The following is a 20,013-nucleotide window of genomic DNA, read 5'->3' on the forward strand; positions in this document are numbered from 1 at the left end:
TTTATGGTTCGCGGATGGAGGTGCGAAAGTGATGAGAAACGGGCCTAGTTTCAGGAATGTTTTAGCTCAATCTTTTATACGATAGTCACGCTTGAGTACGTGGATGTTGATAAGGATGCTATGCATGGGACAAAGAAATCAACCAATTCTTGACGAAGAGGTTACGTTTGCTCAGGAAAAATTGGTGTCAAGAACTGATCTTCGGGGCGTTATCACTTATGCGAATGATGCATTCTGTCGAATTGCGGGGTATAGCCGAGAGGAGTTACTGGGGCATAATCATAATCTTGTGCGCCATCCAGATATGCCCAAAGCGGCATTTGAAGATCTCTGGAGTAAGTTAAAATCCGGTCGACACTGGCGAGGGGCAGTTAAGAATCGCTGTAAAGATGGCCGGTATTATTGGGTTGATGCTTTTATTACTCCAGAGTATGAAGGAAAACAGCTGGTAGGATATCAGTCGGTGCGGATCCGGCTTGAACCGGAATACCGGCAGCGGGCCGAAAAAATGTATGCCCGCCTTAATCGTAATCAAAGGGTTGAGCAGTGGTATCATCATGTGATTTTCCGGCATTTGTTATTTGCAGTGTTGGCGATTTGCATTATTGCCGGTGCTCATTTTTATCCGTTACTTTCTTGTATCTTAGTCGTATTGCCATTTCTGATTTATCAGAATGAGTTAATTACGGTGCCTAGTTATTTTAAAAAACTGAGGAAGCGTTTTGATAGTCCGTCTCGTTGGATCTATAGCGGGCGATCTGAACAAAGCATTTGTGATTTTCACATTCATATTTATCAAGGACGCATCCGCACGATTGTTGGGCGGGTATTGGATAGTGCCGAACCTATCCATCAGACCAGTACCCAGTTGGCTCGATCAGCCGAGCAGGCCAAAATGGGCTCGAGTCAGCAGAGTGATCAGTTACATCAGATTTCTGTGGCGATGGAACAGATGGTTCAAACCATTGATGATATTACTAAAAATATTCAGCATACTGCCTCAGAAGTGGATGAAGCCCAACAGTCCTGTCAACATGCGAATGAGGTGATGGGAACGACTTCGACACAAATTTCTGCATTGGCAGCAGATATTACTCGGTCATCGAAATCCGCTCAGGATCTTAACCAGGAAGCGGAAAAAATTGAATCGATTATGCAAGAAATCCAAGGCATTTCTGAGCAAACTAATCTATTGGCGCTCAATGCCGCGATTGAAGCCGCTCGCGCAGGCGATCAAGGGCGTGGATTTGCGGTTGTTGCCGATGAAGTCCGGGCTTTGTCGCAACGGAGTTACCGGGCGACAGAACAAATTCAGGATTCAATTAGTGGCATTCAGTCTACGTTACGTTCTTGGGTTGCGATTATGGCGGCCAGCCAGAAAGCGGCTGAAGCTTGTGTCAGTGAGACTCAGCAGACTCAAGATGCCGTTTCGCTGGTGGTGTCATCGGTATCCGGTATTTCTGCACTGACGACCCAGATCTCAGCCGCTGTTGAACAGCAAAATGTAGTTTCTCGGGAAATTAACCGTAATGTGAGTGAAGTGCATCAGCTCTCTGATGATAATCTGAAACAAGCTGAATTTGTGGCCTTGTTTGCCGAGAATATTGAAGCACGAGTTGAACAGCTTAAAGCGCTGGCGCTGACATTTGGCAACTAATGTGCGTAGGGTGGGATAAAAATGGCCGCTCAGCGGCCATTGTGTAAAAGATGAGCGGCAGTTATCCTTGATTGAGCTTGAATTCGGCACTATCCGATGGATCGAGATAGGCACAGCATAGCAAGACTTCATCTTCATCACAGCAAGCTAATGGTTGCGAGTGATAACTAACATGCCCTCGCTCCAGTTTGGCCCGACAAGTCCCGCAAAAACCATTACGACACTGGTAGTCGGGCGTGAATCCGGCCTGTTCTGCGGCTTCCAGTAACGTTTCATTTTCTTGGATAGGCACACTCTGGTTATTGATCCGTAGTCTACTCATTAGAGCTCAAAATCACCGAGATCATCGTGATCGAGTGAGGAATCAATTTGCCCCACCAGATAGGAGCTAATTTCAGCTTCCTGAGGCGCCACCTGAACATTATCAGAGATCAGCCACGTATTGATCCAAGGGATCGGGTTGGAGCGAGTTTCAAAGATACTGGGTAGACCGATCGCTTGCATACGGATATTACTGATATATTCGATGTATTGGCACAGAATATCACGATTAAGGCCAATCATAGAGCCACCCTGAAACAAATATTCAGCCCAGGCTTTTTCTTGTTCAGCTGCACGAGTAAAGAGGTCGAAGGCTTGAGCCTGACACTCAATGGCGATTTCGGCCATCTCTGGATCATCTTTACCGTCACGCATCAGGTTTAGCATATGCTGAGTTCCGGTTAAGTGCAGCGCTTCATCACGAGCAATCAAGCGGATGATTTTAGCATTGCCTTCCATCAGCTCTCGCTCTGCAAAAGCAAAGGAACAGGCGAAACTGACATAAAAGCGGATCGCTTCCAATGCATTGACCGCCATCAGGCACAGGTAGAGCTTTTTCTTCAGCTCTCGGAGTGTGATGGTTACCGTTTCGCCGTTGAGCGTATGCACACCTTCGCCATAGAGGTTATAGCGCTGAGTGCTTTCAATCAGATCATCATAATAACAAGCGATATCTTCGGCTCGTTTAAGGATCTCTTGATTCATCATGATGTCATCGAAAACAACAGCCGGATCCTGCACCACATTACGAATAATATGGGTATAGGATCGCGAGTGAATTGTTTCACTAAATGACCAAGTTTCAATCCAAGTTTCCAGCTCCGGGATCGACACCAGTGGTAGCAATGCCACGTTGGGTGAACGCCCCTGAATGCTGTCGAGTAACGTTTGATATTTCAGATTACTCAGAAAAATGTGTTGCTCATGAGCGGGCAATTTCTGAAAATCGATCCGATCTCGAGAGACATCCACTTCTTCCGGACGCCAGAAGAAAGATAATTGCTTCTCGATCAAACGCTCAAAGATCTCATGGCGCTGTTGATCATAGCGAGCCACATTCACCGGCTCGCCAAAGAACATATTTTGTTTAGTCGCATCTAATTGATGCTGTGGAAAAATTGAATAACTCATCGATAGTTCCCTGAATTAAATCTTACACGCTCCACCGGCACAATCGTCTGCAGCAAGATCATTTTGGTCATCGGCTGCACCGTCACGGGTATTATGATAATAAAGTGTTTTGACCCCGTATTTATAAGCGGTCAGCAAATCTTTTAATAAAATTTTCATCGGTACGCGGTTGCCTTCAAAGCGTGCCGGATCGTAATTGGTATTGGCTGAGATCGACTGGTCAATAAATTTCTGCATAATTCCAACTAATTGCAGATAGCCATCATTAGATGGAAGATCCCATAATAATTCATATTGGCCTTTCAGTTTCAGTAGATCTGGGACCACTTGTTTTAAGATCCCATCTTTACTGGCTTTGATACTGATGTAACCTCGTGGGGGTTCAATCCCATTAGTCGCGTTGGAGATCTGACTGGACGTCTCGGATGGCATCAGCGCTGAGAGCGTTGAGTTGCGCAAACCATGAGTTTTGATCTCTTCTCGCAGTGTTTCCCAATCGTAATGTAAAGGTTCAGCGCAGATCCCATCCAAATCTTTTTTATAGGTATCGATGGGGAGAATCCCTTGGGCATAGGTTGTTTCGTTAAATGCCGGGCAAGCGCCTCGTTCTTTCGCTAAATTCAAAGACGCTTTGAGCAACCAGTATTGCATGGCTTCGAATGTTTGGTGTGTCAGTGCATTGGCACTGCCGTCACTATAACGAACGCCATTTTTAGCCAGATAATAAGCGTAGTTGATGACTCCGATCCCGAGTGTTCGACGATTCATACTCCCGTTTTTAGCCGCAGGAAGTGGGTAGTCTTGATAATCTAACAAGCTATCGAGAGCCCGCACGGCTAGATCGGCTAGTTCTTCTAACTCATCTAAGTTGTTAATGGCACCTAAGTTAAAAGCGGATAATGTACATAACGCAATTTCGCCTTCTTCGTCATAGACGTGCTTCAGCGGTTTCGTCGGTAAAGCAATTTCCAGACATAGGTTGGATTGGCGTACTGGAGCCAGAGTCGGATCAAATGGGCTGTGCGTATTACAGTGATCGACGTTTTGCACGTAGATCCGACCCGTTGAGGCGCGTTCCTGCATCAATGCCGAGAATAATTCGGATGCTTTGACTGATTTTTTGCGAATGCTGGGGTCTTGTTCATACTGCGCATAGAGCCGTTCGAATTCATTTTGATCGGCAAAGAACGCGTCATATAGCCCAGGGACATCGCTGGGTGAAAATAGAGTAATACTTTCACCTTTAATCAGGCGTTGATACATCAATTTATTGATCTGAACGCCGTAGTCCATATGGCGTACGCGGTTTTCTTCAACCCCTCGGTTGTTTTTAAGAACCAGCAGTGATTCTACTTCCAGATGCCAGAAGGGATAGAATAATGTTGCCGCACCGCCGCGGACACCGCCTTGTGAGCAGCATTTTACAGCGGTCTGGAAATATTTATAAAACGGGATACAGCCAGTATGGAAGGCTTCACCGTTACGAATACTACTGCCTAGTGCGCGAATTCGACCTGCATTAATTCCGATACCGGCACGTTGCGAGACATAAGTGACGATACTGGATGCTGTGGCATTAATGGAAGCTAGGCTGTCGTCACATTCGATCAAAACACATGAGCTAAACTGGCGTGTTGGGGTCCGTACCCCGGACATGATCGGTGTGGGGAGCGACAATTTGAATGTCGAAATTGCATCATAAAAACGTTTGATATAACCCATGCGCACGGCTGGTTCATAATGACTGAACAAGCATGCCGCGATTAATACATATAAGAACTGAGCGCTTTCAAAAATTTCGCCGGTGACGCGGTTCTGAACAAGGTATTTCCCCTCCAGCTGTTTAACTGCGGCATATGAGAAATTCATATCACGCCAGTGATCGATAAACTCATCCATCTGTGCAAATTCAGCGGGGGTGTAATCGGCGAGCAAATGCTGATCGTAATGGCCGAGTTCACATTGTTTAACCACGTGATCATAGAGTTTGGGCGGTTCAAATTGCCCATATGCTTTTTTACGCAGATGGAAGATGGCCAGACGAGCCGCCAGATATTGATAATCGGGTGTATCGGCACTGATTAAGTCCGCAGCTGCTTTGATGATCGTTTCATGGATATCGTCCGTGCGGATACCATCATAAAACTGGATATGAGAACGGAGCTCCACCTGCGATACAGAGACATCGTTAAGTCCTTCTGCTGCCCATGTTATGACGCGGTGAATTTTATCCAGATCGATCGGCTCTTTTTTACCACTGCGTTTTGTCACCAGAAGATTGGTATTCATAGTTTTCAGTCACCTTGATCGGGTATGGAATGAATCGATGATTTGTTCAAATAAAACACTAGATATAGTGTTTGTTAATTCAATGGATACAAGATAATGAGGTTTTATCGAATATGCAAGGTGTGGCGTGGGGGATAGTCTGTGGATAAATAAAATAGGTTAGTGCTTACTTACTAGTTCTTCCTTATCTGATTTTGGCTCCGATTTTTGCAACCTTATATTAAAAAAATTAAGAAATTTACGATAGTAAGTTTACATAATTGTTAAATCTGTTGGAATGATGATTGTGTCACCAGAATATCCATTCGCAATGTTCCCTTAACAGAAATAACGCGTTTGACGTATCGGCGTATTCGGTGAGCTGTTTTCTGAATCTCCGATATGCCAAACGTGTTGAGTAAAAGATATGAATGGGAGAAAGACTGCACTTAATAATCTGGTTTCGTGAGATGAGCCATATAGTTGACGGAAACATCGGCACAAAACTGATAACTATCAATAAAAGGAATGACTCGGATCCCAGTTAAATGTTGCGTTTGCAGCCCTAAATGATCGCACCAACCGAGCAGTTCCGAGGGTTTTAAAAATTTCGCATACTGATGAGTTCCGTTGGGGACCATTCGCAGTAGTTTTTCAGCCGCAAGAATCATCAGTGCATAGGATTTTGGGGTGCGATTAACCGTTGATAAAAATAGATGCCCTCCCGGTTTGAGTAGGGTATTCAATGCCTCAATGACTGAAGATGGATCCGGTACGTGCTCCAGCATTTCCATACAGGTGATGACGTCGTATTGACCGGCATGGGCTTGGGCAAACTGTTCGGCTGAACTCAGCTGATAATCAATATCGAGCTGGGATTCCAGCGCATGCAGTTTAGCTACTTCGATTTGAGCTTCACCCATGTCAAGTGCTGTAACTTTCGCACCGCGTTTGGCCAAACTTTCTGAGAGAATTCCACCTCCGCAGCCAACATCTAAAGTCTTAAGTTCAAATAAGCCATTTGTATGTTGCTCTATAAATTCCACGCGCAAGGGATTGATTTGATGCAGCGTTTTGAATTCACCATCCTGATCCCACCACTGGCTGGCAAGTGATGCAAACTTATCTATTTCATGGGGATCTACATTTTCATTTGTCATAGTCATTACTTTGTTGGTTTTACTTAAATCAATATACTTAAGGCTCGTAATCGTTATGAGGGCTGATTCTAAGTGAACGAGCTAAATAAAGCACAAGATATGTTTGAATGCCCTATCAACCGCGGTTCAAACGATTCGCAAAAATTAGTGCATCAGTATAAGTTTTAAGCTTGCTTACGCCTACTAATTCCTGAAAAATCAGTCCACTGATATACGCGTCATGAAATGAAGTGTGTTTTTAATGTTTCATTTACAGATGATTCGAGGATGACAGTCAAAAATAAAAGGCCTGAATAGGTATGAAAATAGAATATTCATTGTTTTCTTTTTGGGCCAATCCGAATTTGTGATAAAATCAGCGCTTCGCTGCAGTATTGCAGATAAGCGTTAAAAATTAGGGATTCTTTCTTCTATGAGCGATCTTGCCAAAGAGATTACACCGGTCAATATCGAAGATGAGCTAAAGACATCTTATCTTGATTATGCCATGAGTGTAATTGTCGGCCGGGCACTACCAGATGTCCGTGACGGCTTGAAGCCAGTACATCGTCGTGTTTTGTTTGCGATGAGTGTATTAGGTAACGACTGGAATAAACCATATAAAAAATCTGCCCGTGTCGTTGGTGATGTCATCGGTAAATATCATCCTCATGGGGATACTGCGGTCTATGACACAATTGTTCGTATGGCGCAGCCGTTTTCACTCCGGTACACATTAGTCGATGGTCAGGGAAATTTTGGGTCAGTTGATGGTGATTCAGCTGCAGCCATGCGTTATACCGAAATCCGGATGGATAAAATTGCCCATTCGCTATTAGCTGATCTGGATAAAGAAACCGTTGATTTTGTTCCTAACTACGATGATACGGAACAAATTCCTGAGGTGTTACCGACTCGAATCCCCAATTTATTGGTCAATGGTTCTTCGGGCATTGCCGTCGGGATGGCAACCAATATTCCGCCGCATAACCTGACTGAAGTTATCAATGGCTGTCTGGCGATGATTGAAAATCCGGAGATTGATATCGATGGGTTGATGGAATATATCCCAGGTCCAGATTTCCCGACTGCGGGGATTATTAATGGCCGTGCCGGGATTATTCAGGCCTATCGAACCGGTCGAGGGAAGGTTTCGATTCGGGCCAAAGCCGATATCGAAGAAGACAAACACGGTAAAGAAACCATTATTGTTCACGAAATTCCTTATCAGGTGAACAAAGCTCGTCTTATCGAAAAAATTGCCGAGTTGGTAAAAGATAAAAAACTGGAAGGGATTTCCGGACTTCGAGATGAATCTGATAAAGAAGGGATGCGCATCGTTATCGAATTAAAACGCGATGCCGTCGGCGAAGTCGTGCTGAATAATTTATATGCTCAGACTCAGATGCAGGTGTCATTTGGGATGAACATGGTCGCGCTGGATCATGGTCAGCCTAAAGTATTCAATCTGTGGGATATGATTGAGAGCTTCATTCGTCACCGTCGAGAAGTCGTCACTCGCCGTACCGTGTATGAGCTGCGTAAAGCACGCGAACGGGCCCATATATTGGAAGGCTTAGCGATTGCCTTGGCGAATATTGACGAAGTGATCGCGCTGATCCGGCAATCACCTACTTCAACTGAAGCTAAAGTAGCATTGGTTTCCCGGGGATGGGAATTGGGTGTCGTTTCGGCCATGTTAGAACGTGCCGGTGAAGATGCGGTGCGTTTGGAAGGACTGGATGATCGTTATGGTCTGCGAGATGGTTTGTATTATCTGACGGATGTGCAGGCTCAGGCTATTCTGGATCTGCGGTTACATCGATTGACCGGTTTAGAGCACGGGAAAATTCTCGACGAATATAAAGAATTACTGGAACAGATTGCAGAACTGATTTTTATTCTAAGCAGTCCGGTTCGGTTAATGGAAGTCATTCGTGATGAATTTATCGAGATCCGTGAGCAGTTTGGCGATGAGCGTCGTACCCAGATTAATGCCAACAGTGCAGATCTGTGCATTGAAGATTTAATCAATGAAGAAGATGTGGTCGTCACGCTTTCGAATAGCGGTTATGTTAAATATCAACCGCTGACCGACTATGAAGCACAGCGTCGTGGGGGTAAAGGTAAAGCAGCGACCCGGATGAAAGATGAAGACTTCATCGACCAATTATTGATTGCTAACACTCACGATACCGTGCTGTGTTTCTCCAGTATCGGTAAAGTATACTGGCTGAAAGTCTATCAACTGCCTTTGGCTAGTCGTCAGGCACGTGGTAAGCCGATTGTGAACTTGTTGCCTTTAGGTGAAGATGAACGAATTACCGCGATTCTGCCAGTTCGTGAATATGAAGAAGGCTATTATATCTTCTTTGCAACGGCCAACGGTACAGTGAAGAAAACGGATCTATCGTCCTTTAGTCGTCCACTCTCTAGCGGGATTAAAGCGATTAACCTGCGTGATGATGACTCTTTGATTGGGGTCGCGTTGACCAATGGCAATGATGAGATCATGTTGTTCTCTGATGCCGGGAAAGTCGTGCGTTTTAGTGAAGATCATGTCCGTTCGATGGGCCGTACTGCCGGTGGGGTTCGTGGGATTAGTTTGGATGATGGCCAAAAAGTGGTATCGCTAATTATTCCTCAGGAAAATGGTGATATTCTGACGGCAACGGCGAATGGTTATGGTAAACGAACTTGTCAGAGTGAATATCCAACCAAAGGCCGTGCGACCAAAGGGGTGGTTTCGATCAAGGTCAATGAGCGGAATGGGGCTGTTGTGGGAGCGGTTCAGGTGCGTGTCGAAGATGAGCATGTTGATTCTGAATCAGGTGAAACAATCCCGTTGCGCAGTGATCAGGTGATGTTAATTACCGATGCCGGAACGCTGGTTCGGATCCGGGCCAATGAAGTTTCTAAAGTCGGTCGTAATACGCAGGGCGTTACCTTGATTCGAACTTCTGAAGAAGAGCATGTTGTTGCATTGCAACGTATTGACGAAGACGAAGAAGATGAGCAAGATAGTCCAGAAGATCTGACTCAACCGCTACCGCCTGCTGATGAGCAGCCAAATCTGCCTGATGAGAGCGAGTAATAGTGTAAGTCGAGCGGCGATTGAGCCGCTCGATTTGTTTTAACGCAAATAAGAATAATAAAAAGTAGTTTTAAGGAAAAGACCAATGACACAGGTGTACAATTTCTGTTCAGGGCCGGCCATGTTACCAACTGAAGTCATGGCTCAGGCACAGCAAGAGTTTAATAACTGGAATGATATGGGCGTTTCGGTGATGGAGATCAGTCATCGTAGCTCAGAATATATCGAAATGGCAAAACAAGCCGAACAAGACTTGCGTGACCTGCTTTCGATCCCTGATAACTATAAAGTGTTGTTTAGTCATGGGGGGGGCCGGGGACAGTTCGCGGCCGTTCCGATGAATTTATTAGGGGATAAAACCCTGGCCAGTTATGTCACAACGGGTCATTGGTCTAAAAATGCATTGGCCGAAGGTCAGAAATATGCCGCTGCGGATGTTTTTGATGCGGTGATCAAAGAAGATGGTGTGACTCATCTGCGCCCGGTGAATGAATGGCGTTATAGTAAAGATTCTGCCTATTTGCATTATTGTCCCAACGAAACGATTGAAGGCATCGCCGTACATCAGGTTCCTGAAGTCAGTGTCCCTCTGGTTGGTGATTTTTCATCGACCTTGTTATCTGAACCCTTGGATGTCAGTAAATTCGGTGTCATCTATGCTGGCGCGCAGAAAAATATTGGACCATCTGGTTTGACTATTGTGATTGTGCGTGAGGATCTGATCGGTCAGGCGATGGCCCATACACCGAGTATTTTTGACTATGCGATTACAGCTGATAAAGACTCGATGTTCAATACGCCTCCAACTTATGCCTGGTATTTATCTGGCCTGGTATTTAAATGGTTGAAAGCTAAAGGTGGCTTAACTGCAATGGCTGAACGTAATCAGGCGAAAGCATCATTGCTTTATGATTACATCGATCAGAGTGATTTTTATAGTAATCCGGTAGCTAAAGAATGCCGTTCAAAAATGAACGTGCCTTTCTTCCTGGCGGATGACAAACTGAATAGCGCATTTCTGGCTGAAGCCGCTGAACGACATCTGTTAACCCTCAAAGGGCATCGGGTTGCAGGGGGGATGCGTGCCAGTATTTATAATGCAATGCCTTTGGAAGGTGTGCAGGCTTTAATTGAACTTATGCGTGATTTTGAAAAAACTCACGGTTAAGCCGTAATCCTCGGTGCTTCCGCATTGGAAGCACCGTCGTTAATCAGTTGAGGAATAGATGACAGAACAGCTGACCCTCGAGCCTATTCAATCGGTTCAAGGAACCATTCGTTTACCCGGCTCCAAAAGTATTTCTAATCGCGCCTTGTTATTAGCTGCCATGGCAAAAGGAACTACAACCCTGACCAATTTGCTCGATAGTGATGATATTCGACATATGTTGAATGCGTTAGCATCGCTGGGAGTATCGGTTCGTCTAAGCGAAGACAAAACCACCTGTGAAGTCGATGGTTTAGCCGGCCCATTGCAAGGTGATGGAACCTGTCAGGCGTTATTTCTCGGTAATGCCGGAACCGCCATGCGACCTCTATGTGCCGCGCTCACCTTAGCGTCAGGTGAATTTGAACTGACCGGTGAACCTCGGATGGAAGAACGTCCGATTGGCGCGTTGGTGGATGCGTTGCGACAGGCTGGCGCACAGGTTGACTACTTGAAAAATCAAGATTATCCACCACTGCATATTGTCGGAACGGGGTTACGGGGTGGTGATGTTACGATCGATGGATCCGTTTCCAGTCAGTTTTTAACAGCATTCTTGATGGCGGCGCCATTGGCTGATGCTGCAACGACTATTCATATCCAAGGTGAACTGGTATCAAAACCGTATATCGATATTACATTAGCCATGATGAATCGTTTCGGTATTGAAGTCGAAAATCAAAATTATCAGCAGTTTGTCATTGCTGGACAGCAAACTTATCAGAGCCCCGGGCAATTTTTAGTGGAAGGTGATGCTTCGTCAGCTTCCTATTTCTTAGCCGCCGGAGCGATGGCTGGCGATGTAACTGTCGAAGGTGTCGGTCGTTTATCGATGCAAGGCGATGTCGCTTTTGCCGATGTGTTGGCAAAAATGGGAGCTGATATAGAGTGGGGTGATGATTATATTCGCGCTCGTCATGTCAAACCATTGCAGGCCGTTGATCTGGATTTAAATGAAATTCCGGATGCCGCTATGACATTAGCCACATGTGCCTTGGTTGCCCAAGGAACAACGGCGATTCGCAATGTTTATAACTGGCGAGTAAAAGAAACGGATCGTCTAGCAGCCATGGCTTGCGAGCTTCGCAAAGTGGGGGCTGAGGTTGAAGAAGGGCATGATTATCTGATTGTGACCCCACCGGCAAAACTCCAGCATGCCGCAATTGACACTTATAATGATCATCGAATGGCGATGTGTTTTTCATTAGTGAGCTTAGCAGGTTGTGCTGTGACCATTAATGATCCGAAGTGTACATCTAAAACATTCCCTGATTATTTTGAGCAGTTTGTTGATATAGCTATTCAATAAAACTTCAAAATGTCCGTGGGCATCTGCAATCAAGTGATATGCAGGTGCCTATTTTGTATCATTTCTCTCAAAATAAATATCCTATATATTAATAAACCTTTTTTACTAGGTCCATCCCATCTTTTTTGTTAAAGTTTCAGCCATACGTGTTCTTTGATATCAATTTCCCGAGGAGTGCAGTGGCTCAGTTCATCAAAGCCGTCGGACTGTGTGTGTTGTTACTGGCTCAGTGTGCATTGGCCTTTGCGGAGCCGATTCATCGTCAGCTGACTATCGGGTATCTTGCACACGATGAACCTTTAAGTGCTTATTTGCCGAATCGACGACCTCACGGATATTTAGTGAATGTCTTGCAACAGGCGTTAGCTCCCGAGTTTTCGATCCGTTGGCGAGCGTTTCAGTCTCGGCGATTAGGCGTTCGTGCGCTTGATGAGCATCTCATTCAGTTTTTTTTAGTGCCCACCTCACAGCACTCGACGGATCTGTACCGTTTCTCGCAAAAAGTCTATCAAGAACGATGGTTGCTTGCATCGCTCTATCCTTTGCATGTTCATGAAAACGTGTCGGATTTATCTCAATACCGGTTAGCTATTTATGCAGGGATTACTTATGCTCCGCCTTCTTGGTCGGAAAATGGGCAAGAATTGTTGCATGTGTATAGCCTTAAACAAGGGTTGGGCAGTTTGCAACAGGGGCGAGTTGACGGTGTGTTGTTGCCCGCACATATGAAGACGACCTTTTCCCAGCTAGCCCCTACGATGCACTTTTATGCTATGCCTCAGTTTATAGAGTATGCATTAATGGCGGCTAATGATGGGATTGAAAATCCGATACTTTCTCAGATCAATAAGCTATTGGATTCTTCTACATCGCTCGCTCCCCCCCTACTTCAAAAGCGCCTTTCTTTTGAACCATTTGATTTATGGCAATTATTAGTGGGTGTTTTTGCTTTGTTATTGTTGGGGTTGTTATTAATGCTTCGGCAGTCCCGACTGAAAAATCAAATTTTATCTAGTCAAGTCCGTCATTTCGCAAATATTGATAAAGTCGCTGGTTTAGGTTTAGCCAGTCGTCAGGAATTATATTTGTGTATCCAGCGCTTCATGGAAAAAGAGCAAGCGTTTGGTGTGTTTTTATTTGAATTTTCCCGGCAGCATGATGTCACGGAAAGTTATGGTATTAATTTGGGTTTAAAAACTCGCCGAGCATTTGCAAGTCGTAGTCGGAAATTATTGTTACGAGAATACCCTCAGGCTCAGTTATTTCACTGGCGCGATCATTATTTTGTGCTGGTGATGGCTGAAGGTTCAATTCGTGATTCATATAATGCTGTGGCACAGAAGATAGCAACGTTGTGTCGAGGATGGCTATGCTTGGATAATTTGCGCATCCGGACGCGCTGTCATGTGGGATGGGTGAGCTGGTTAGCTGAACAGCAGCGGGTTGTCGATATTGAACAAATTTTAACGCAAGCTTATTCGGCATTTAATCGGGCTGTATCTATTCAGCAGCGAGTCTGCCAATATCAGCCCGAGCAGCATTTGGTGGTTAAAGCTCGATTAACCATGGAAGCTAAATTGCGTTATGCCATTGATAACGAACAGCTTGTTCTCTATTTCCAACCTCAGTTTTCATTGATTAATCAACAATTAGTGGGAGCGGAGGTTCTTGTTCGCTGGCGGGATAGTAATGGTCAAATTATCAGTCCGGGAGCTTTTATTCCGGTCGCTGAACAAACAGGATTAATCGTACGTTTAGACCACTGGGTTTATGAACGATCGATGGAAACATTAGCGAACTGGTTACCTTATTTGCCGAAAGATTTTCGCTTATCGGTTAATTTTTCAGCTGTCTCCGTTTCTCGAGGGGTCTGTGAAACTCTGGTTTCTCAACTGACTCAAAAATGGGGGATCGATCCGCATTGGATTTGTTTGGAAATTACCGAATCATCGGTCATGAATTATCCAGATCAAGCCCGGGCAAGTTTTGAACGGTTACGTCAGCGTGGATTTGATATTGCCATTGATGATTTTGGGACGGGATACAGTTCGATGACGTATCTAAAGCAGTTGCCGGTCACACATCTGAAAATTGACCAGGCATTTACGGCAGGCCTTGAAAAGGGAAAAACGGATCAGCAGATCGTCCAAGCTATCGCGACCATTGGTCGAAGCTTTGGACATAAGATTCTGATTGAAGGGGTGGAAGTTCTGGAACAAGCCCAGATTGCCAAACGATTGGGATGTGAATTTGTACAGGGTTATCATTATGCAAAACCAATGCGAGGCTCTGATTTTATTACTAAATACTTATCTGTTGATCCTACCAAATTAGCGTTACTTTCTGCCTGATTAGCCATGTTCTTAAACATGGCCTGACTATTGCTTTAATCCATCCAAAAGATGGTGTAGTCAGGAATTTGGCAGTTAAGGAACTCAAGTATGAAAGTCACATCCGCTTCGCTTTTGCAAGAAATGCAACGAATGGCCCAGCAATCTGGAGGAAGCCTTCAGGCGCAATCGGCTATTGCGCAGGATATGCCTTCATCAACGGTGACCCCGACGGGGAATAACGCGGGCCAGAATTTTGGCCAGTTATTAGCTGATGCGATTAACAATGTAAATTCATTGCAAAGTCAAACCAATGATTTGCGAACTCGTTTTGATTTAGGCGATAAGAGCGTCAGTATCGGAGACGTCATGATCGCTGCTCAAAAGTCATCCATTGCCTTTGATGCCACGGTGGAAGTGCGCAACAAAGTAACGGATGCGTATAAAGAAATTATGTCGATGCCCATCTAAGGTGAAGTGAGGAGACGATCGTGGCAAGTGATGGAAGCGAAATGCCCGTCAATCAAGAATCCGTGTTGTTATCCGGGCCTGATAGTGCATCTGCAAATCTTGAAGAAAATGAGCAGCAGAGTTCACGTCTGAGTTTTTTGCAAAATGGCGATATCGTACGCCAGCTGATTATGATTTTTGCCTTAGCCATTTGTTTGGCATTGGCTGTGTTTTTGTTGCTCTGGGCCAAACAACCGGAGATGCGTCCTTTAGGGACGATGACGACCGATGAACTGGTTCAGACTCTAGATTTTTTCGACCAGCATCAGATTTCATATGATGTAAAAGGCAATACTGTTTATGTCGAAGCGGATCAGTATCAGTCGATTAAACTGCAGATGATGCGTAATGGCATGAGTGACAAGCAGACTGAAACTAACGGTGATGACATTTTACTGCAGGATATGGGGTTTGGTGTCAGCCAACGCTTGGAACAAGAGCGTTTAAAATTAAGTCGGGAACGTCAGTTAGAAAATGCTATTGAGCAGATCCAGGCCGTCTCTAAGGCTAAAGTTCTGTTAGCCATTCCTCGTTACAATGTATTTGCTCGAGATGATCAAAAGCCATCGGCGACGGTGGTGGTATCACTGCGTAATGTCACTTTGGGGTTGAAACGAAATGAAATCGACTCGATTGTGGATATGGTGGCTTCGGCCGTCCAAAATTTGACTCCTAGCCGGGTAACCGTCACCGATCAAAATGGTCAGTTGTTGAATTCCGGGAGCGAAAGTGCCGAATCGATCCAACATCGACATGAATTACAGGTCGAACAAGATCGAGAACAGCAATATAAAGAAAAAATAGATTCCATTTTAATCCCTGTCCTAGGTGCTGGAAATTATACTGCACAAGTGGATGTTTCAATGGATTTTACCGCCGTCGAACAAACACAGCGCCGTTATAATCCTGATTTACCTGCGATCCGAAGTGAAATGACCGTGCAGGATAACAGTACTGGTCGTAATCCATTGGGGATCCCGGGGGCGTTGAGTAATCAACCGCCAGCGCGATCCGATATTCCAGAAACAGCTGCACAGGCACAGGCGAATCAAACACAGACCTCCGGGCACAGCCATAAAGAAGAAACTCGTAACTATGAGTTGGACACAACTGTTAGCCATACCCGGCAGCAAATTGGAGTGATCCGCCGGTTAAGTGTTTCGGTTGGGGTTGATTATGTCGCTGCGGCCGGGGCTGATGGTCAGACCCAGCGTCAACCGCGCAGTGCAGCCGAATTGGCGGATATCCGGCGTTTATTGCAAGGCGGGATTGGATTTGACATGAGCCGTGGGGATATTTTAGAAGTGGTGAGTGTTCCGTTTACCCGGCCGAGTGTTGAAAGTGTTGCTGAACTGCCGGTTTGGGAACAAAATTGGTTCTGGCGGGCGATGCGGATTGCCGGAGCGGTGTTAGTCCTAGTCGTTTTGATTCTGGCAGTGGTGCGTCCGACTCTAAACCGCTTGCTCAACAATAACCCGGATGAAGAAGGCAGTGACAGTGATTTGGAAACAGCGCTGTCGGCTTATGATAGTAGTGATGATGCAGAATTGTTATCGTCTGATTTGACACAGGCTGATTTCGGAATTAAAGATGGGCAGCTACAATTACCAGATATGCATCGCGATGAAGATATACTCAAAGCAGTTCGAGCCTTGGTTTCGAATGAGCCAGATCTGGCTGCAATGGTAATTAAAGACTGGGTGATTAACGATGGCCGATGAAGAAAAACAATATGATTTAAGTCAGACTTCAGGCACTGAAATGGCCGCTATTTTGATGCTGAGTCTGAATGAAGATGATGCCGCGACAATTTTCCGTCATCTGGAACCGAAACAGGTCCAACGGTTAGGGATGGCCATGGCATCGATGGAAGACTTCAACCATGACCGTGTGGTTGCGGTGCATCGACGTTTTATTGAAGATATTCAGAAATACACCAATATTGGGATTGGTAGCCAGGATTTCGTGCGGAATGCCTTAAATGCGGCGTTAGGTGAAGATAAAGCCGCGAATCTGGTGGATCAAATCATCATGGGGAGCGGCTCTAAAGGGTTGGATTCATTGAAATGGATGGATGCCCGGCAGGTGGCCAGTATCATCCAAAATGAACATCCGCAGATCCAGACGATTGTATTGTCTTATTTGGAACCCGAACAATCAGCGGAAATTTTGTCGCAGTTTCCAGATAAAGTGCGCTTGGATCTGATGATGCGTATCGCCAATTTGGAAGAAGTTCAGCCAGCAGCCTTGACAGAATTGAATGAAATTATGGAGAAACAGTTTGCCGGTCAGGCTGGGGCTCAGGCCGCGAAAATGGGTGGCCTGAAAGCGGCTGCCAATATCATGAACTATCTCGATACCAATATGGAAGGAATGCTCATGGATTCTATTCGTGAGTCCGATGAAGAGATGGCTCAACAGATCCAGGATCTGATGTTTGTCTTTGAAAACCTGATCGACGTCGATGATCGAGGTATCCAGACCTTGCTGCGTGATGTGCCTCAGGAAGTTCTGATTAAAGCGATTAAAGGTGCCGATGATCAGCTGAAAGATAAATTATTACAGAATATGTCCAAACGAGCAGCCGAAATGTTGCAGGATGACTTAGAAGCTATGGGGCCGGTTCGGGTGAGTGAAGTCGAAGCGGCACAAAAAGAGATCCTATCGATTGCACGACGTTTATCTGACGCAGGTGAAATTATGATCGGCGGCGGTGGCGGTGGTGATGAATTCTTATAATTATGACTGAATATATTCGACCTGAAGACATTGAACATCTAACGAACAGAGATGATATTGAACCTTTGGATTTACCTGATTTTGGTCCGCGTCGGGTAGAGCCGAAAGAGAATGCATTTAACCGGCAGTCGACTTGGTATCAGGATGGTGAGCCGGTTGTTGATTCGGTTGAAGAACCTGAAGAGATCAAACCACTGACGATTGAAGATATCGAAGAAATTCGTCAGGCGGCTTATGAAGAAGGTTTTGCTGAAGGTCAGGCGGCAGGCCATCAGCAAGGATTGGAAGCCGGGCGTCTGGAAGGGTTGGCCCAAGGCCATAAAGAGGGAACGGCTCAAGGGCTTAAAGAAGGATTAGAGCAAGGGCAGCAGCAAATCGAAACGTTGTCAGGATATTGGCGGCAATTGATCGATGAGTTGGAAAACCCGTTGCAGCAGGTAACCGTGGCCGTTCAGCAACAACTGGTTGAATTAATTGCCGAAGTCGCCCAATCTATCCTGCATTGTGAGCTCACCACCAACGAACAGGTGATCATCCAAACGGTTAAAGAAGCGTTGCAGGCGATGCCGGTTGCCAATCAAACGCTTAAAATTTATCTCCATCCGGATGATCTGATGATTATTGAAGGTGTTTATCCGGCTGAGACCTTGCAAAAAAATAACTGGCAGTTATTAACCGATGCTAGTTTGTCCCGAGGGGATTGTCAGATTACGACTGAGAACTCCCGAATTGATTTATCGATGAAAGAGGTGATCGAACAGGCTCTGCGGCGGTTTACAGCGCTCAATAATCAGCAAGTCGCCCAAGCTGATCGGCCTTCAAAACCGGAGGCGGTCGCCAAAGCCTATGAACCTCGAGCCGTGACTGAACCGGCGGCACCTTTCAGTGATGCGGATCTTGCCACTGATGGACCCCAATCGGTGACGTCTTCAAGTGATGCCCCCATAACAGAAGAACATCAGGATGGATCTACTCCAGAAATTCCAGAAGATTGAAGTCGGACAGCTTCGAAGTTCTCCCACCGTTGCCGGTAAATTGACGCGGGTCGTTGGTTTGACATTAGAGGCCATTGGATGCCGAGCTTCAGTCGGATCGCTGTGTCGGGTTGAAACATTGGAAGGTGAACTGGAAGCTGAAGTTGTTGGTTTTTCGGGTGAAAAACTCTACTTAATGCCCAGTGAACAATTGACCGGAGTCTTACCCGGCGCCCGAGTCATTCCGATGAATCAACAACATGGGATCCCGGTTGGGCCTCAGTTGTTAGGGCGAGTGATTGACGGGCTGGGCCAGCCGTTGGATGGCTTGGGTGATATCGTTAGTCATGAGCAGGCTCGGCTGAGCGGCGAGCGTATCAATCCGATGTTACGAGCGACGATTCGAAAACCATTGGATGTTGGGGTACAGGCCATTAACAGTGTTCTGACGGTTGGTCAAGGACAACGGATGGGATTGTTTGCCGGTTCCGGGGTTGGGAAAAGCGTTCTGTTAGGCATGATGACTCGCGGAACGACCGCCGATGTAGTCGTGGTCGGATTGATTGGGGAACGTGGCCGAGAAGTGAAAGAGTTTATTGATGAAATTCTCGGCGAAGAGGGGCGTGCGCGGTCAGTGGTGGTGGCTGCTCCTGCGGACGCATCACCGCTGATGCGAATGAAAGGGTGTGATACCACATTGGCGATTGCGGAGTATTTTCGCGATCAAGGGCTGAACGTATTGTTACTGATGGATTCTTTAACGCGTTATGCGCAGGCGCAGCGTGAAATCGCACTGGCGATTGGAGAACCTCCGGCAACTAAAGGATATCCCCCTTCAGTTTTTGCCAAATTACCCCGATTAGTTGAACGGGCCGGAAATGGTCCTGAAGGGCAAGGATCGATCACGGCATTTTTTACCGTGCTGACTGAAGGCGATGATTTGCAAGATCCTATCGCGGATGCGGCACGGGCTATCTTAGATGGACATATCGTGTTATCGCGGGAACTGGCCGATAGTGGTCACTATCCAGCTATCGACATTGAAAAATCAATTAGCCGAGTGATGCCCGCCGTGACGACAGAAGAGCATCAGCAGATGGCTCGGACCTTAAAAATGCTGTATGCCGTGTACCAGCAAAACCGGGATTTAATCAATTTGGGGGCTTATCAGCGAGGTTCTGATCCTAGGATTGATTTGGCCACGAGTTTAAAACCGCAAATGGATCAATTTTTGCAGCAGGGAATGAAGCATGTCATTAATTTTGACACCAGCCTGGCGAATTTACAGCAGCTGATGCAGACCGCTCAGCGTCAGTCAGCCCAGGGAGGATAGA

General features: G+C 45.8%; 14 protein-coding genes. 10 read left to right on the forward strand and 4 right to left on the reverse strand.

The window, feature by feature from the left end; genetic code table 11:
- Positions 1-124: 124 nt before the first annotated feature.
- Positions 125-1,657, forward strand: a complete 1,533-nt coding sequence (locus ABUE20_RS14760) for a methyl-accepting chemotaxis protein (protein ID WP_408620715.1) — start codon at positions 125-127, stop codon at positions 1,655-1,657.
- Between the two features lie 61 nt (positions 1,658-1,718).
- On the opposite strand, the gene yfaE is transcribed toward ABUE20_RS14760, so the two are convergent.
- The 4 genes from yfaE to ubiG form a co-directional block, all read right to left on the reverse strand.
- On the reverse strand, positions 1,719-1,979 hold the full coding sequence (gene yfaE / locus ABUE20_RS14765; RefSeq protein WP_408620716.1) for a class I ribonucleotide reductase maintenance protein YfaE: 261 nt from the start codon (positions 1,977-1,979) through the stop codon (positions 1,719-1,721).
- The gene (gene nrdB / locus ABUE20_RS14770) at positions 1,979-3,109 is read right to left on the reverse strand and encodes a class Ia ribonucleoside-diphosphate reductase subunit beta (RefSeq protein ID WP_408620717.1); all 1,131 of its coding nucleotides are present in this window, start codon (positions 3,107-3,109) and stop codon (positions 1,979-1,981) included. The genes yfaE and nrdB overlap by 1 nt, the downstream gene beginning before the upstream one ends.
- 15 nt (positions 3,110-3,124) lie before the next feature.
- The gene (gene nrdA / locus ABUE20_RS14775; protein ID WP_408620718.1) at positions 3,125-5,398 is read right to left on the reverse strand and encodes a class 1a ribonucleoside-diphosphate reductase subunit alpha; all 2,274 of its coding nucleotides are present in this window, start codon (positions 5,396-5,398) and stop codon (positions 3,125-3,127) included.
- A 428-nt stretch (positions 5,399-5,826) separates the two neighbouring features.
- Positions 5,827-6,543 (reverse strand): bifunctional 2-polyprenyl-6-hydroxyphenol methylase/3-demethylubiquinol 3-O-methyltransferase UbiG, encoded by a 717-nt coding sequence (ubiG, locus tag ABUE20_RS14780; protein WP_408620719.1) that lies wholly within the window; start codon positions 6,541-6,543, stop codon positions 5,827-5,829.
- Positions 6,544-6,949: 406 nt separating this feature from the next.
- Here ubiG and gyrA point away from each other — a divergent pair, with 406 nt between their 5' ends.
- The 9 genes from gyrA (at position 6,950) to fliI (ending at position 20,012) form a co-directional block, all read left to right on the forward strand.
- Positions 6,950-9,610 (forward strand): DNA topoisomerase (ATP-hydrolyzing) subunit A, encoded by a 2,661-nt coding sequence (gene gyrA / locus ABUE20_RS14785; RefSeq protein WP_408620720.1) that lies wholly within the window; start codon positions 6,950-6,952, stop codon positions 9,608-9,610.
- 85 nt (positions 9,611-9,695) lie between these two features.
- On the forward strand, positions 9,696-10,778 hold the full coding sequence (gene serC / locus ABUE20_RS14790) for a 3-phosphoserine/phosphohydroxythreonine transaminase (RefSeq protein WP_408620721.1): 1,083 nt from the start codon (positions 9,696-9,698) through the stop codon (positions 10,776-10,778).
- 58 nt (positions 10,779-10,836) lie between these two features.
- Complete coding sequence (gene aroA, locus ABUE20_RS14795; RefSeq protein WP_408620722.1) at positions 10,837-12,126, forward strand: 3-phosphoshikimate 1-carboxyvinyltransferase; 1,290 nt, start codon at positions 10,837-10,839, stop codon at positions 12,124-12,126.
- A gap of 179 nt (positions 12,127-12,305) precedes the next feature.
- Positions 12,306-14,477: a putative bifunctional diguanylate cyclase/phosphodiesterase gene (locus ABUE20_RS14800; protein WP_408620723.1), complete on the forward strand. Its 2,172-nt coding sequence runs from the start codon at positions 12,306-12,308 to the stop codon at positions 14,475-14,477.
- 186 nt (positions 14,478-14,663) lie between these two features.
- Positions 14,664-14,927, forward strand: a complete 264-nt coding sequence (fliE, locus tag ABUE20_RS14805; protein WP_498038925.1) for a flagellar hook-basal body complex protein FliE — start codon at positions 14,664-14,666, stop codon at positions 14,925-14,927.
- A gap of 41 nt (positions 14,928-14,968) precedes the next feature.
- The gene (gene fliF / locus ABUE20_RS14810) at positions 14,969-16,687 is read left to right on the forward strand and encodes a flagellar basal-body MS-ring/collar protein FliF (RefSeq protein ID WP_408620755.1); all 1,719 of its coding nucleotides are present in this window, start codon (positions 14,969-14,971) and stop codon (positions 16,685-16,687) included.
- The gene (gene fliG / locus ABUE20_RS14815) at positions 16,677-17,705 is read left to right on the forward strand and encodes a flagellar motor switch protein FliG (RefSeq protein WP_408620725.1); all 1,029 of its coding nucleotides are present in this window, start codon (positions 16,677-16,679) and stop codon (positions 17,703-17,705) included. The genes fliF and fliG overlap by 11 nt, the downstream gene beginning before the upstream one ends.
- A 2-nt stretch (positions 17,706-17,707) precedes the next feature.
- Entirely contained in the window at positions 17,708-18,700 is a 993-nt protein-coding gene (fliH, locus tag ABUE20_RS14820; protein ID WP_408620726.1) for a flagellar assembly protein FliH, read from the forward strand.
- Positions 18,669-20,012, forward strand: coding sequence for a flagellar protein export ATPase FliI (fliI, locus tag ABUE20_RS14825; protein WP_408620727.1), 1,344 nt, complete (start codon positions 18,669-18,671; stop codon positions 20,010-20,012). The genes fliH and fliI overlap by 32 nt, the downstream gene beginning before the upstream one ends.
- Position 20,013 lies beyond the last annotated feature (1 nt).

The organism is Celerinatantimonas marina (assembly GCF_046054165.1).
Lineage (GTDB): Bacteria > Pseudomonadota > Gammaproteobacteria > Enterobacterales > Celerinatantimonadaceae > Celerinatantimonas.